Origin of the sequence: Micromonospora sp. NPDC048169 (assembly GCF_040652815.1) — a bacterium.
Taxonomy (GTDB): Bacteria; Actinomycetota; Actinomycetes; order Mycobacteriales; family Micromonosporaceae; genus Micromonospora.
On sequence record NZ_JBEZMS010000012.1, the window covers coordinates 50,413 to 64,918 of the forward strand.

The 14,506-nt window shown below is 74.1% G+C and carries 16 protein-coding genes; 7 read left to right on the forward strand and 9 right to left on the reverse strand.

What is annotated here, in order from left to right:
• Positions 1-32 precede the first annotated feature (32 nt).
• Entirely contained in the window at positions 33-827 is a 795-nt protein-coding gene (locus AB0D28_RS13350) for a TIGR03084 family metal-binding protein (RefSeq protein ID WP_357385411.1), read from the reverse strand.
• Between the two features lie 33 nt (positions 828-860).
• Complete coding sequence (locus AB0D28_RS13355) at positions 861-1,472, reverse strand: TetR/AcrR family transcriptional regulator (RefSeq protein WP_357385413.1); 612 nt, start codon at positions 1,470-1,472, stop codon at positions 861-863.
• 139 nt (positions 1,473-1,611) lie between these two features.
• Between AB0D28_RS13355 and AB0D28_RS13360 the strand changes: the two genes are divergently transcribed.
• Positions 1,612-3,651: an aminotransferase class I/II-fold pyridoxal phosphate-dependent enzyme gene (locus tag AB0D28_RS13360; RefSeq protein WP_357385415.1), complete on the forward strand. Its 2,040-nt coding sequence runs from the start codon at positions 1,612-1,614 to the stop codon at positions 3,649-3,651.
• A gap of 14 nt (positions 3,652-3,665) precedes the next feature.
• Here the strand turns inward: AB0D28_RS13360 and AB0D28_RS13365 are convergent, their stop codons facing one another.
• The 7 genes from AB0D28_RS13365 to AB0D28_RS13395 form a co-directional block, all read right to left on the reverse strand.
• A complete protein-coding gene (locus AB0D28_RS13365; protein ID WP_357385416.1) occupies positions 3,666-4,436 on the reverse strand; it encodes a class I SAM-dependent methyltransferase in 771 nt (256 codons plus the stop codon).
• 4 nt (positions 4,437-4,440) lie between these two features.
• Positions 4,441-5,514: a radical SAM protein gene (locus tag AB0D28_RS13370; protein ID WP_357385418.1), complete on the reverse strand. Its 1,074-nt coding sequence runs from the start codon at positions 5,512-5,514 to the stop codon at positions 4,441-4,443.
• Positions 5,511-6,299 (reverse strand): methyltransferase domain-containing protein, encoded by a 789-nt coding sequence (locus AB0D28_RS13375; protein WP_357385420.1) that lies wholly within the window; start codon positions 6,297-6,299, stop codon positions 5,511-5,513. The genes AB0D28_RS13370 and AB0D28_RS13375 overlap by 4 nt, the downstream gene beginning before the upstream one ends.
• On the reverse strand, positions 6,296-6,790 hold the full coding sequence (locus AB0D28_RS13380; RefSeq protein ID WP_357385422.1) for a hypothetical protein: 495 nt from the start codon (positions 6,788-6,790) through the stop codon (positions 6,296-6,298). The genes AB0D28_RS13375 and AB0D28_RS13380 overlap by 4 nt, the downstream gene beginning before the upstream one ends.
• Before the next feature lie 2 nt (positions 6,791-6,792).
• Positions 6,793-7,254 carry a glycosyltransferase gene (locus tag AB0D28_RS13385; protein WP_357385424.1) on the reverse strand — a complete coding sequence of 154 codons (462 nt, stop codon included), beginning with the start codon at positions 7,252-7,254 and terminating at the stop codon, positions 6,793-6,795.
• A 76-nt stretch (positions 7,255-7,330) separates the two neighbouring features.
• A complete protein-coding gene (locus AB0D28_RS13390) occupies positions 7,331-8,074 on the reverse strand; it encodes a metallophosphoesterase family protein (RefSeq protein ID WP_357385426.1) in 744 nt (247 codons plus the stop codon).
• A gap of 114 nt (positions 8,075-8,188) precedes the next feature.
• Entirely contained in the window at positions 8,189-8,866 is a 678-nt protein-coding gene (locus AB0D28_RS13395) for a Crp/Fnr family transcriptional regulator (protein ID WP_007466162.1), read from the reverse strand.
• Between the two features lie 219 nt (positions 8,867-9,085).
• On the opposite strand from AB0D28_RS13395, the gene AB0D28_RS13400 reads away from it, so the two are divergent.
• The 6 genes from AB0D28_RS13400 (at position 9,086) to AB0D28_RS13425 (ending at position 14,502) form a co-directional block, all read left to right on the forward strand.
• Positions 9,086-9,793, forward strand: a complete 708-nt coding sequence (locus AB0D28_RS13400) for an adenosylcobinamide amidohydrolase (protein ID WP_357385428.1) — start codon at positions 9,086-9,088, stop codon at positions 9,791-9,793.
• Positions 9,794-9,899: 106 nt separating this feature from the next.
• Positions 9,900-11,117: a CapA family protein gene (locus tag AB0D28_RS13405; RefSeq protein ID WP_357385429.1), complete on the forward strand. Its 1,218-nt coding sequence runs from the start codon at positions 9,900-9,902 to the stop codon at positions 11,115-11,117.
• 59 nt (positions 11,118-11,176) lie between these two features.
• A complete protein-coding gene (gene nth / locus AB0D28_RS13410; protein ID WP_357385431.1) occupies positions 11,177-11,956 on the forward strand; it encodes an endonuclease III in 780 nt (259 codons plus the stop codon).
• The gene (locus AB0D28_RS13415) at positions 11,953-12,558 is read left to right on the forward strand and encodes a TlpA disulfide reductase family protein (protein ID WP_357385433.1); all 606 of its coding nucleotides are present in this window, start codon (positions 11,953-11,955) and stop codon (positions 12,556-12,558) included. Before nth ends, AB0D28_RS13415 begins: the two co-directional genes overlap by 4 nt.
• The gene (locus tag AB0D28_RS13420) at positions 12,555-13,247 is read left to right on the forward strand and encodes a CoA pyrophosphatase (RefSeq protein ID WP_357385435.1); all 693 of its coding nucleotides are present in this window, start codon (positions 12,555-12,557) and stop codon (positions 13,245-13,247) included. The genes AB0D28_RS13415 and AB0D28_RS13420 overlap by 4 nt, the downstream gene beginning before the upstream one ends.
• A gap of 76 nt (positions 13,248-13,323) precedes the next feature.
• Positions 13,324-14,502 carry a MarP family serine protease gene (locus AB0D28_RS13425; protein ID WP_357385437.1) on the forward strand — a complete coding sequence of 393 codons (1,179 nt, stop codon included), beginning with the start codon at positions 13,324-13,326 and terminating at the stop codon, positions 14,500-14,502.
• Positions 14,503-14,506 lie beyond the last annotated feature (4 nt).

Below are 14,506 nucleotides of genomic sequence, written 5' to 3' on the forward strand. Positions count from 1 at the left end.
CTCACGGCCCTCGCTTCGCTCGGTGCGTTCGCTCATGCCGGGCCCCCGTCCGCCGGCTCCCGCTTGTCGCCGGGCGGGCCGGCGAACGCCTGGGCCACGTCCAGCCACTCGTCGGCCACCGGCCCGGTGGCCGTCAGGGCCAGGTCGGCGCGGTGCCGGCGCTGGGTGACGAGCAGGCAGAAGTCGAGCGCCGGGCCGGTCACCCGGTCGGCCGCGTCGGCCGGACCGAACTCCCACACGTCGCCGCCCGTGGGCGCGGTCAGCTCGACCCGCACCGGCGCCGTGGGCACCTCGCGGCCGTGGGCTGCGAAGCCGTGCCCGAGGGTACGGAAGCCGAGGTGCGCGATGTGGCGCAGGCGCCCGGTCGGGGTACGGGTGACACCCAGCGCGTCGGCGACGTCCTCGCCGTGCGCCCACGTCTCCATCAGCCGGGCGGTCGCCATCGAGGTGGGCGACATGCTGGTGCCGTACCAGGGGATCTTCTGCCCGGCCGGGACGGCGGCGAGCGCCCCGGCGAGCGCCGACCGGCCGGTACGCCAGCGGGCCAGCAGCGCGGGCGCCGGTGCGAGGAAGGACTCGGCGCCGTCCTCGACCAGACGCGACGGGTCCGGCGCGGCCATGACCGAGGCGAAGAACGCCGACTCGTCGGTGGCCGCCAGGTAGGCGACGTGGTCGGTCCAGGCCAGGTGCGCGATCTGGTGCGCGACGGTCCAGCCCGGGGCCGGTGTCGGCCGCTCCCATCCCTCCGGCGGCAGGTCCGCGACGAGCGCGTCGAGTTGTTCGGACTCGGCGGCCAGGTCCGCGAGCAGGGCTGTCAGGTCGACCATTGTGCCTCCGGGCGGGGGTGGGGCGTCAGGTGATCAGTGCCGCCGGCTCTCGGGGGTGAGCAGCGCGGCGAGCTGGCGTTTCCAGGTGCTCAGCAGGGCGGAACGGCGGGGCGAGTCGTCGCTGAGCAGGTTGGCCACGCCGAGGCCGCGAAGCAGGTCGAGGGTGGCCTGCACCGACTCGCGCACCCCCGGCTGGCGCTCGTCCACGCCGAGCAGCTCGACGGTGAGCCGGTACATCTCGCGGCCGATCCGCGCCTCCAGCGGCACCAGCGCGGCGCGCAGCTCGGCGTCGGTGCGGGCGGCCACCCACAGCTCCAGCGCTGCCGCGAACAGCGGGCCGGTGAACGAGGCGGCGAGCAGGTCCACCACTCCGTCGAGGCGCTGCGGCCCGGACGGCAGGACCGCCGCCTCGGCGCGCAGCTCGGCCGCCCGGCGCTCGGTCAGGTGCGTGACGGCGGCGGTCACCAGCGCGGCCTTGGTGGGGTAGTGGTGCAACTGGGCGCCCCGGGAGACGCCGGCGTGGGCCGCCACCACAGTCGTCGTGGTGCCGGACCAGCCGTGCTCCACCAGGCACTCGACGGTCGCCTCCAGCAACCGGGCCTGGGTGGCCCGGCTGCGCTCCTGCTGTGGAACTCGGCTCGACACGCAGACAGCCTGCCCCGCCCAAAACAAACAGTCAAGCCTGACTTTTTTGGCCGTCCCCGACGTCGAACCCGGACCGCTATCCGACACCTCCGCGCGGCCGTCATCCGCGATATCGTGCTGGATCACGGGGAGGCACAACATGAATGAATTTGTGCTCGTCGGAGGGGCGGGTTTCCTGGGCACGGCTACCGCCGAGGTGCTGCTGGCCGCCGGCGCGCGAGTCACCACCGTGGACCGTCACCCACCCGCCGAGGCGAACACCGCCGCCGGCCTCGACTGGATCAGGGCGGACCTGCTCACCGCCGAACCACCCGAGTTGCCGCCCGGCATCGTCGTGGTGCTGCTCGGCGCGAGCCACCCCCGGCCCCGCCACCCCTGGACTCTGCCGCTGGACAACGCGGTCAGCACCGCCCGGCTCCTGCCCCGCCTGGCCGGACGCCAGGTGGTGCTCACCTCCTCCGTCGAGGTCTACGGCGCCGCGTCCGGCCCGCTCACCGAGGACACCACGCCCGACCTGCCGTGGTCCGCCGGGGAACTCGACAGCTGGTGCGCCCGCGTGCGCGACCTCGCCCGGGAACCCTGCCCGCCGTGGCGGGCCGCCCCACTGGCCCGGGCGATGGCCGACGCCGACCCCACAGGGCGGTGGACGTACGCGATGGCGAAGCTCGCGCAGGAACGACTCGTCGCGGACGCGATCCCGCCCGACCGGCTGACCGTGCTCCGGCTCGCGAACGTCTTCGGCCCGGGCCAGCACCGGGTGGCCACCCGGCTGGTCCGCCGGGCCCGCCAGGGACTGCCGCTGCCGGTCACCGCGGACACCGTACGCAGCTTCCTGCCCGCCGACACCCTCGCCCGGCTCCTCCTGCGCGGGATCGACCCCGGCGTATGGAACGTGGGCGGGGAACCGGTGCCGTTGACCGACCTCGCCACCTGGATCCGGGACCTGTGCGGCTCGTCGGCGCCGCTGCTGACCATGCCGCGCCCGGCGCCGGACAGCTCCGGCCTGGTGGTCACCGACAAGCTGACCGCCGCCGGCCACCGGGTCGAGCCGCTCCACCCGGCCCTGGCGAAGCTGGTGGCCGAGGTCGACGACGACCGGGCACCCCTGTTCCGGCCGCCGCTGCCGGTCGTCGTACCGCCCCCGCCGGCACACCCCGAGACGGTCGTCGCCCGCCAGCAGGAGGCGCTCGTCAGCGGGGAGGTCAAGCACGGCAACCGGTGGACGCGCGAGCTGACCGAACGCCTCGGCAAGGAGCTGCAACTCGACGACGACCATCGGGTGCTGGTCACCGCCTCGGGGACCGCCGCCCTGCGGATCATGGTGGCCGCCACCGTCGGCCCGGCCCGCCCCGGCGACGTGGCGGTGCTGCCGTCCTACACCTTCCCCGCGACCGCGGAGATCCTGGTCCAACTCGGCTACAGACTGCGCTTCGTCGACGTGGACGCCGCGACCTGGACGATCGACCCGGTGGCCGTCGCCGCCGCGATCGAGCGGGGCGGCGTACGAGTGGTGCTCTGCGTCGACACGTTCGGCAACCCGTGCGACTACCCGGCCCTGCGGGCGGTCTGCGACCCCGCCGGGGTGGCCCTGCTGGCCGACTCCGCCGCGGCCCTCGGCAGCCTGCACCAGGGGCGGCCGGTGGCACAGCAGGCGTTGTCGCACTCGTACTCGATGAGCTTCGCCAAGGTGGTGTCGGCCGGCGGCGCCGGCGGTGCGCTGGTGCTGCCCACCGACGCCGCCGAGGCGGTCCTCGCCGCACCGGCCGGCTGGACCCGCTCCGAGCTGATGAACGAGCTGCACGCCGTCGTCGCGGTCGACCAGCTCGCGGAGCTGGACACGCTGGTCCGGTGCCGGAGCGAGGTGGCCGAGGTCTACGCCGCCGCGGCGTCCGCCCTGCCGGTGGAGGTCCAGCGGGTACGCCCCGGGGACCGGCACTGCTGGGTGCACTGGGTTGGTCGCTTCGCCCGGCGCGACCGCGTGGCGACGCGGCTGGCCGCACTCGGCGTGCGGACCAAGCCCTACTTCGCGGCAATCCACAGTGGCCCACTCGGCGGCGGTGAGCGCCTACCGGTGACCGAACGGCTGGACGCTGAGGCGCTGGCCCTGCCGATGTCCTCGGAGCTCACAGTGGAACAGGCGGAACGGGTCGTCGCCGCGCTCCGCCGCTGCCTGGACTGAACCGGGACGGGCGGTCACCCCGGCGCGCGGCGACCGGTCACCAGGAGCTGCTTGCCGGCGTCGGCGAGGACCGGGGCGTCGCCCAGCCGTCGCTCCAGCTCCAACAGCGCGTCCCAGTCGGCGTCCAGCCGTCCGGCCAGCCCGGCCCGCCCCAGCGCGGCGGCGCTGACCAGCAGCCCGGCGCTGCGGATCTCGACCAGGCCGGCGGCGCGGAACGCGGCCTCCAACCGGGCCCGGTCCAGCAGGTGCAGGTCGGCGGCGTGCCCCTCGGCACGCCAGACACCCCGCCGGCGGGCCAGCCGGTCCACCGCCTCGTCATCCCGGCCCGCACCGACCAGCTCCAGGACCAGGCCCACCAGCGAGTCGACAAGCACGGCCAGCACCCCGCCCGGACGCAACCACCCGGCCAGGTGCCGGACCGCCCGCTCGGGATCGGCTGTGTACTGCAGGGAACCCATCGCCAGCACCGCGCCGGCCGTAGCCGGCAGCGTCACCTCCGTCATCGAACCCTCGACCAGTGTGAAGCCGGAACCGGGCGGCCGGCGGCGCAGCTCGGCCACCATCCCCGGCGCCTGTTCGACGCCGGTCACCGGATGGCCGAGGTCGAGCAGCCGCCGCGCCCACCGGCCCACGCCGCAACCGGCGTCCACCACCGGGGCGCCCGGCGGCACCAACGCGAGCACCCGCTCCCACGCCAGGTCGTCGTAGGCACGCCGGTGCGGCACCGCGAAGTGCTCCTCGTAGCCGGACGCCAGCGCGTCGTACAGCGGCTGGCTCGGGCGCATCGGCTCAGGCAAGACTGCGCCGCCCCCGCAGCCACTGCCGGTCGGCCAGGTAGGTGCCCGGCCGCCAGCGCAGGTTGAGGCTGTAGTTGCTGCCGCAGCCGACACACTCCTTGCGGAACAGCCGCGCGTGCTCGGCACGGTATTCCGGCGCGTCGACGATCTCGGCGATCGGGCGCTGCCGGACCGAGGCGGTCGGATCGTGGGCCCAGCAGCCGCCGATCTCCCCCCGGGAGTGCACCATCAACTTGAGCTGCGACTCGGCGCACGGCAGGTCGCGCTGGACGAGGTCGTCGAAGTGCCCACGCAGGTAACGCAGCTCCGAGTAACGCGGCAACCACCGCCGGTCGGCCCGGGCCATCGCCTCCAGCTCGGCCAGCGCCGCGTCGAGCCGGTCGCCCGCCACGTCGGTCTGGTCGGTGACCGCGTCGGTGCGGAACAGGAACGTCCGGTCGGTGACGAGGTTGAGATAGAGCGTCACGCCCAGCTCCTGGGCCAGCGCCGCGATGCCGGGCAGGCTGTCCACGTTGTCCCGCATGACGGTGAAGTTCATCCGTACCTTCAGACCGAGCCGGTCCCGGGCGGCGATCAGGTTCCGCAGGTGCCGGGTCGTCGTCTCGAACGCGCCGAGCCGCCCGCGGATCCGGTCGTGCACAAGCGCCGTCGGGCCGTCGACGGAGACGTTGAAGCTGCGTACGCCCGCGGCGAGCACCTCGTCCAGCACGGGCGGGGTGAGACGGATGCCGTTGGTGTTCAGATGCAGGTGGCGTACCCCCACCTCGCGGGCGTACGCCATCAGGGTCAGCGCGTCCGGCCGGATCAGCGGCTCGCCGCCGGTGAAGTTGACCTTGTGGATGCGCAGCGCGACGAGCTGACGCAGGACGTCGCGCCACTCGTCGGTGGAGAGTTCACCCTTGGTGTTCGTGGTCCAGCAGCCGCAGCTCGTGCAGCGCAGGTTGCAGTTGTCGGTGAGGAACAGCTCGGCGACCAGTGGCCGTACGTGCAGCCGGGGCGCGAACCGTTCCTTGACGGCGAGCCGGCCGAAGAACCAGGCGAGGCGGGCGGTGTCGGCGACGGTCACGGCAGTCTCCGGGCGATGACGAAGAGGTTGGCCGAGCGGAACAGCCGGCCGTCGAGGTGGATGCCGCGCTCCAGCAGGCGGCGCACCGGGCCGCCGGTGAGCAGCGCCGGGATCTGCAACCACCGCCAGAACAGGTTGGCGCCGGTCACAGTGGTCGGGGTGAAACCGGTCGCGCGCAGCAGGCCGAGCAGGTCTTCGGTGCGGTAGTTGGTGTGCCGGTCCCGGCCGACCGACATGTCGCCGCGCAGGTTGTCGGAGAGGTCGGCGAACCGGCTGTGCCACACCTGCGACCCGAACCGCCACGAGTAGATCCGGCGGTGCAGCCGGGGGAAGTCGAACTTGGCGTTGTCGGGATCGAGGAAGGTGAAGACGTGCCGCCGGGGAACGGTGAGCACCAGCAGCCCGTCGGGGGCGAGCACCCGGTGCGTCTCGGTCAGCAGCGCGGTCTCGTCGGGCACGTGTTCCAGCACGTCGAGCAGGCTCACCGAGTCGAAGTGGCGGTCGGCGAACGGCAGCGGCTCGCCGACCCCGAGCCGGTGCAGCGGCAGATCCGGATGGCGGGCCGCCAGTTCGGCGAGGTAGCCCGGGTGCGGGTCGGCGCCCTCGCAGGTCACGGTGCCGTGTTCGTGCAGCACGGCGAGGAAGTCTCCGGTGCCGCAGCCCAGATCGAGGTGCCGGCCGGTGCGGCCGGACAGCGCGTCCCAGGCGAACGCGTACCGGCGTAGCGGGTGGGTGGCGAAGGGCCGTACACCCGCCCGGCGCGTCGCCTCGTCGGCCCGGCTCATCGGACCAGCCGGGCGCAGAGCGCGTCCAGAGTGGCGGCCAGGCGTTCGCCGTCGACCGGGCCGGGCAACGGGCGTTCCGCGAGCAGCAGCTGTTGCCGTTGCGGATGCGCGGCCACCACGGCCGGCAGCTCGGCCACGTCCCACACCGCCACCACCCGGCCCGAGCGTTCCTCCGCGCGCAGGTAGTCGACCTGGTGGTCGTTGCCCATCTCGCCCCGTGCCGCCTCCCGGGCCACCGCGACCGGCACCCGGCCGAGCCGCTGGACCAGCCGCACCGTGTTCCCGGCGTGGGTGATCACCACGTCGGCGGCGGCCAGCCGACTCCGCAGGTCGTCCAGGGGCAGGAACGGGGCGTGCGGGCACGGCGGGGTCACCGCCGACGTGCCGGTCTGGACGAACACCTCGTGCGCGGCACAGAGCGGTGCGACGGCCTCGATCAGGCGGTCGAACGGCCACGGGCCCATGCCGACGGTGACCAGGAGGCGGGCCATGACTAGTAGAGCTCCCCGATGAGGACCGCGCGGGGCCGGGACGCCAGCAGGGCGGGTCGCTGCACCAGCACTGCGGCGGCGAGGCGGGAGCAGAGCCGCGCGGCGGCCCCGGCGGGCCCGGTCATGTTGAACGTCTCCAGCCACAGCGACGGCACCCTGAGCAGGCGGGCGGCGAGGAAGACGCCGACGGCCACGCCGGTGCCGGCCGAGACCACCACGTCGGGTCGCTCCCGGCGCAGCAGCCGCAGGGCCCGCCAGGCCGCCGGCAGCACCTGCCACCGGGTGCGCGTCGACAGCTCGGGCTGCCAGTGCACCCGTTGCCCGGCCAGCGCCACCTCGGTGTCGGGGGCGCGGACCGCCACCCACACCGGGTCGTGCCGCTCCCACCACGGGCGGAGCGCGAGCAGATCGAGCAGGACCCCGCCGCTGCTGGAGACGAGGAGGATCCGATACCGCCGGTCCATCACCTCACGCTATCCCAGCGTCGCGGATCGCGATGTCCCGGTCCAGACAGGACGGTCGATCCCCGGGGGACCCGGGTCAGCGGCCGTCGCGCGGTGCGAAGACGGCCAGGGCGTCGGCGTCGGAGTGGCGGGAGCGGACGTACTCGTCGGCCCAGGCCTCGGCGTCCGGGAACGCCGAACCGGCGGCGACGGCGGCGCACGCGGCGTCCACGTCGAAGCGGGTCCGGCGTAACTGCACGCCCGGGCCGAGCAGCGCCCACCAGGCGCCGGCGCCCCCGTACGGCATGCCGACGCTGCCCGGGTTGACCACCAGGCGGCGGTCGACCAGCCGGGTGAACGGCATGTGCGTGTGCCCGCAGACCACCGTGCCGACCTCGGCCGGCAGGCCGGCGAAGACCTCTGCCCAGCGGTCGAGCCGGGAGTCGACGAGCACTACCTCCTCGTCGTCACGCGGGGTCGCGTGGCAGAACAGCACCTCGCCCAGCCCGGTGACCGGCACCGTGACGGACGGCGGCAGCGCGGCCAGCCGGGCCACCTGGTCGTCGCGCAGCTGCCCGGCGGCCCAGTGCGACACGGCGACGGGTGCCGGCCGGCCGGCCCGCGCCTGCACCAGCTCGCGGTCGGCGTTCCCGCCGACCCAGCACGCCCGGTCACCGAGCGCAGCCAACCGGTCCAGCACCTCGACCGGCTGCGGACCGGCCGCCAGGTCGCCGGTGAGGACGATCAGGTCGGCGGCGGCCACGTCCGGCTCGGCCAGGACGGCGTCCAGGGCGGGCAGCACACCGTGGATGTCGGAGAGGACGGCGACGCGATCAGGCATCGTCCCAGCCTGGCGTCACCGGTCCGGGAGGGCCAAGCGATTCTGCGGCGGGCAGAGACGGCACCGGCCCGGCTCCACGCGGAGGCGGGCCGGGCCGGGAAGCCGGTACGGAGGTCAGACCCGCGCGCGGCGGGCCAGGCGCTCCGGGTCGAGGATGATGATGCTCTTGCCGTCCAGCCGCAGCCAGCCGCGCGAGGCGAAGTCGGCCAGCGCCTTGTTGACGGTCTCCCGGGAGGCACCGACGAGCTGGGCGATCTCCTCCTGGGTGAGGTCGTGCGTCACGCGCAGCACGCCGCCGTCGCGGGTGCCGAACCGGCCGGCCATCTGGAGCAGGTTCTTGGCGACCCGCCCGGGCACGTCGGTGAAGATCAGGTCGGCGAGCGAGTCGTTCGTGCGGCGCAGCCGGCGGGCCAGCACCCGCAGCAGCTGCTCGGCGATCTCGGGCCGGTTGTTCAGCCACGGCCGCAGGGCCTGCTTGCGCAGCCGGACCAGGCGGGTGTCGGTGACGGCCGTGGCCGTCGCCGTACGCGGACCGGGGTCGAACAGCGACAGCTCGCCGACCATGTCCGACGGGCCCATCACGGCGATCAGGTTCTGCCGGCCGTCCGCCGCGCGGCGACCCACCTTGATCTTGCCGGACAGGAGGATGTAGAGACTGTCGCCGGGTTCGCCCTCGTTGAAGACGATTTCGCCCTTGCGGACCTCGATCGTCTCCATCTCCTTGGCGAGCGCCTCGGCAGCCTCCGGGTCGACACCCTGGAAGATCCCGCTGCGGGCCAGTACCTCGTCCATCGCGCACCTCCGCCTGCGCGTGCCGTCCGTCGGCCGGGTCCGCCGTCCGCTGATCCCTCGCGCGCCGCCAGTCTAGGCGCACATGAGTAGGAATCAGAGGTGCACCCCTGGAATCTTGATCGTTGGGCGTAACCCACCGGACCTGGTGAGCAGCTAAGATCCCGCACTCGGCCCGGCCCGGCGCCACCCGTTCCCACCTGTGATCGTAGGGTGACCGGCGTGCTGTGTGAGCCGTTCCTGACCAGCCGGTCCGAAACCGGGTGGGACATCCCGCTGCTGGTGTGGCGGGCCGAGAGGCCGCTGCTGGCGGTCGGCTCCGCGCCGCTGGGCGGGGGGATCGGCGTCCGCGGGTGGGTGCTCAACGCGACGGTGCCGATGTCGTACGACCGGGACGACCCCGCCGCCCACCTGGCCGAGCTGGCGGACGGCCTCGGCCTGGACGGCCCCGGTGTGGGGCTGCTGACCGGCGTGGACGTGACCGAGGTGGTGCGCCGCGCCGACGGCGGCGTCCGGGTCTGGGCGACTGTGGGCCTGGGCACGCCGGTGTGGGCCGCCGCGCCCGAGCCGGCCCACGCCGCATCCGGCCCGGCCCCGCACGCCGCATCCGGCCCGGTCCGGCCCGCGCAGCACGTCGGCACCGTCAACATCGTCGCGTACGTGCCGGTGCGGCTGAGCGAGGCCGCACTGGTGAACGCCGTGGCCACCGCCACGGAGGCGAAGGCGCAGGCGATCTGGGAACTGGGACTGCCGGCCACCGGCACCCCCACCGACGCGGTGACTGTGCTCTGCCCGGCCGAGGGCGATCCGGCGGCTTACGGCGGCCCTCGCTCGGCCTGGGGCGCGCCGCTGGCCCGGGCCGTGCACGCCGCCGTGCGCTCCGGCGGCACCGGGACCGTGGTGCCGTGGTCCGACCGGCGGGCGGGCTGACGTGGGCTCGGCGTATTCGACACGACGGGTTTTCCGACCGATCGGCCCTCGTCGCGGCGTTCCGGGGACGGTAGCGTCGCCGACGATGTACGCTCCCGCCCGTTCTGTGCCCCGTACCCTCCGTGCCGCCGTCGCCGGGACGCCCGCCGCCGCTCCCGGGCCGCGTCGCGCGGTGCTCGGCCGGCGCCTGGCCGCGTTCGCCGCGCTCGTCGCCGTCCTCTTCGTCGCCGGCTGCGGCGGTGAGGCCGGCGGGTCCGGCGATCCCAGGTGGCAGGCGGGCCAGGGCGGCGGGTCGACCGGCTCGGCCGGGCCCGCGACCGGTGACCAGCCGGCGGCGCCGGACGGCGCGAACGAGCCGTCGATCTCGCTCACCGCGACCGGTGACGTGATCATGGGGAACGCGCCGGACCGGCTGCCGCCCAACGGCGGCAAGGGCTTCTTCGACGACGTGAAGTCGGCGCTCAAGGGCGACCTGGTGATGGGCAACCTGGAGGAGCCGCTCACCGACGACACCGGCGCCGGCAAGTGCGGCCCGGAGCCGAAGAACTGCTACCAGTTCCGCGCGCCGCCCGGCTATGCCGCGCACCTGCGCTCGGCCGGGTTCCAGCTGCTCAACCAGGCCAACAACCACGGCTACGACTACGGCCGGCAGGGCTACGAGAACACCCAGTCGGCGCTTGAGGCGCACGGGCTCAAGCACACCGGCGCCCCGGGCGAGATCACCGTGGTGGACGTCAAGGGCGTCAAGGTCGCCGTGGTGGGCTTCTCGTCGTACCCCTGGTCGAACAGCCTGGTCGACCTCGACGCCGCCAAGCAGGTGATCGAGATGGCGAAGGAGTCGGCCCAGATCGTCGTGGTGCAGGTGCACATGGGCGCCGAGGGCGCGGACAAGACCCGGGTGAAGCCGGGTACCGAGATGTTCTTCGGCGAGAACCGCGGCGACCCGATCCGCTTCTCCCGGACCGTCATCGACGCGGGCGCCGACCTGGTCATCGGGCACGGCCCGCACGTGCTGCGCGGGATGGAGTTCTACAAGGGGCGGCTGATCGCGTACAGCCTGGGCAACTTCGCCGGCGGCGGGAAGTCGCTGAACAGCTCGGGCCGGCTCGGCTGGGGCGGGGTGCTCAAGGTGTCGCTCACCGCCGAGGGGAAGTTCGTCGGCGGCACGTTCACCTCCACCGTGATGAACGGCGTGGGCCGTCCGTCGGTCGACCGGCAGAACCGCGGCCTCGGGCTGGTCCGCGAGCTGAACCGGACCGACTTCCCGGACACCGGCGCGAAGCTCGACGGAACCGGCAAGATCACCGCACCGGCGGGTGGCTGAGCGCACGCCGGCCGCGCCGAGCCGCCGGAGCGTCGGCCCCGCGACGTAGGCTGGCCGACGTGACCACGCGCTCCCCCGAGACCGACCTCGGCCGTACGCGCCGTGCCCGGCGCATCGGCCGGGTGCTGACCGAGACGCACCCCGACGCGCACTGTGAGCTCGACCACTCCAACGCGCTGGAGCTCGCCGTCGCGACGATCCTGTCCGCCCAGTGCACCGACAAGAAGGTCAACGAGGTCACGCCGAAGCTGTTCGCCCGCTACCGCACCGCCGCCGACTACGCCGCGGCGGACCGCGCCGAGATGGAGGAGCTGATCCGGCCCACCGGGTTCTACCGCAACAAGACCAGCTCCCTGATCAACCTCGGGCGGGCGCTCTGCGAGCGGTACGACGGCGAGGTGCCCGGCCGGCTCGACGACCTGGTGACCCTGCCCGGGATCGGCCGCAAGACCGCGAACGTCATCCTCGGCAACGCCTTCGGCGTCCCCGGCATCACCGTCGACACCCACTTCCAGCGGCTGGTGCAGCGGTGGCAGCTCACCACCGAGACCGACCCGGTGAAGATCGAGCACGCGATCGGCGCGCTCTACCCGAAGCGCGACTGGACGATGCTGTCGCACCGGGTGATCTTCCACGGCCGCCGCGTCTGCCACGCCCGCAAGCCCGCCTGCGGCGCGTGCACGCTGGCGAAGCTGTGCCCCGCGTACGGCACCGGGCCGACCGAGCCGGCCGCCGCGGCCAAGCTGCTGAAGGGCCCCCGGGCCCGTGACCTGGCGGTCGCCGTCGGCCTCGACCCCGACCTGGTGCCGCAGCAGGCCGCCGCGGCGGACGTGCCGTGATGCGCCGGCTCGCGTACCTGCTCGTCCCGCTGCTGCTGGCGGCGGCGGGCTGCACCGCCACGGCCGAGCAGCCGGAACGCCCGGCGGCCGCCACCCGGGCCGAGCGGCCCTCGCCGTTCGCCGACTGCACCCCGCTGACCGTCGCGCCCGCCGTCGCGTCCCCGGCGCCCGCCGGGAAGGCCGGGGAGCAGCTGCCCGACCTGACGCTCAACTGCTTCACCGGCGGCACACCTGTGAATCTGCGCGACGTCAAGGGCCCGGCCGTGATCAACGTGTGGGCGTCCTGGTGCCCGCCCTGCCGCAAGGAGCTGCCCGCCTTCCAGCGGCTCAGCGAGCGGGCCGACGGCCGGTTCCAGGTGATCGGCGTGAACAGCCGGGACAGCCGCGGTGGTGCGCAGTCCATCGGCGAGGACTACGGCGTCGACTTCCCGATGCTGCTCGACCAGGGCGACGCGTTCCAGCGCGCGCTGGAACGCAACGCGTTCCCGCTGACCGTGCTGGTCGACGCCGACGGGCGGATCCGGCACACCGACGCGACCGGCGCGCTCGACGACGCCCGCCTCGCCGCTCTGCTCGAACGCCACCTCGGGGTGCGGGTATGACCCGACGCCCGCCGGGATGGTTCGACCCGTTGCTGGGCCGGCTCGGTACCGCGCGGGCGGAGGACTTCACCCGCATCGTCACGCCGGAGAGCGGCGGCCGGGAGAGTGCCGTGCTGGTGCTGCTCGGCGAGGAGCCCGGTGCCGGGCCGGACGTGCTGGTCCTCCAGCGCGCCGCGACGCTGCGCAACCACGCCGGGCAGCCGGCGTTCCCCGGCGGCGCGGCCGACCCGGAGGACGCCGACCTCCGCGCCACCGCGTTGCGCGAGGCCAACGAGGAGGTCGGCCTCGACCCGGGCAGCGTCACGGTGCTGGCCGAGCTGCCCCGGCTCTGGATCCCGGTCAGCGACTTCGTGGTCACCCCGGTGCTCGCCTGGTGGCACGACCCGCACCCGGTGCATCCGCGTGAGCCGGCCGAGGTCGCACACGTGGCCCGGCTGCCGGTGACCGAGCTGGTCGACCCGGACAACCGCATGCGGGTACGCCACCCGAGCGGCTGGATCGGCCCGGCCTTCTCGGTGCGCGGGATGCTCGTCTGGGGCTTCACCGCGGGCGTGATCGACCGGCTGCTGGAGATGGGTGGCTGGTCCCGGCCCTGGCCGCACTCCCGGGTGGTGGATCTGCCGCCGGTCGACGCCACGCCCGCTCCCTCGGCCGGCACCGAGACGGCCGACGAGAGCCCGGTGCGCTGATCACCCGTACGCATCCCCGGGTCACGTTCCGCGAGCGCTGAGCCGACCGCGGGCAGGGTGCCCGTACCCTTGGGGCGTGTCCGCCGTGGATCTCGTCCTTCTTCTGCTCATGCTCGTGTTCGCGACCAGCGGATACCGTCAGGGTTTCGTCATCGGGGCCCTGTCGTTCTCCGGCTTCTTCCTGGGTGCGCTGCTCGGCCTCCAGGTCGGGCCGCTGATCGCCCAGCAGTTCGAGGCCAGCGGCACCCGCGTGCTGATCTCCCTGGTGGCGATCTTCGGGCTCGCCGTGCTGGGGCAGGCGCTGGCCGGCTGGCTCGGCTCCAACCTGCGGGCCGCCATCACCGGGCGGACCGGCCGGAAGATCGACGACGTCGGCGGCGCGTTCATCTCGGTCATCGCGGTCATGCTGGTGGCGTGGCTGGTGGCGGTGCCGCTGGGTTCCTCGTCGGTGCCCTGGCTGGCCGCCTCGGTCAAGAACAGCGCACTGCTCACCGTGGTGGACCGGGTGCTGCCCGACCGCGCCCAGGACCTGTCCACCGCCCTGCGGGACACCGTCGACACGAACGGCTTCCCCGACGTGTTCAACGGTCTGGGCAGGACCCCGGCCCGGCAGGTCGCACCGCCCGACCCGGCGCTGGCCAACTCCCAGGTGGTGCAGAACAGCAGGCGGTCGGTGGTCAAGGTGCTCGGCTCCGCGCCGAGCTGCTCGCGCCGCATCGAGGGCTCCGGCTTCGTGTACGCCGACGACCGGGTGATGACAAACGCGCACGTGGTGGCCGGCACCCGCTCGGTGGCGGTGGAGTTGCGCGGCGAGCGGTACGACGGCGAGGTCGTCGTCTACGACCCGGACCGGGACCTCGCCGTGCTCTACGTGCCGGGGCTGCCCGGACCGTCGCTGCGGTTCGCCGCCGGGCCGGCCGCCACCGGTGCGGACGCGATCGTGCTCGGCTTCCCGCTCGACGGCCCGTACGACGCCCGCCCGGCCCGGATCCGGGACGTCGACCGGATCACCGGCCCGGACATCTACTCGGCTGGTGACGTCAACCGGGAGATCTACACGATCCGGGCGCTGGTGCGCAGCGGCAACTCCGGCGGCCCGCTGGTCTCCTCGAACGGTCTGGTGCTCGGCGTGATCTTCGCGGCGGCGGCGGACGACCCGAACACCGGCTTCGCGGTGACCGCGGCCGAGGCGCGACCGGTGGCGCTGGCGGGTGCGGAGCGTACCCGGGGAGTCGCCACCGGCGACTGCACCTGAGCCG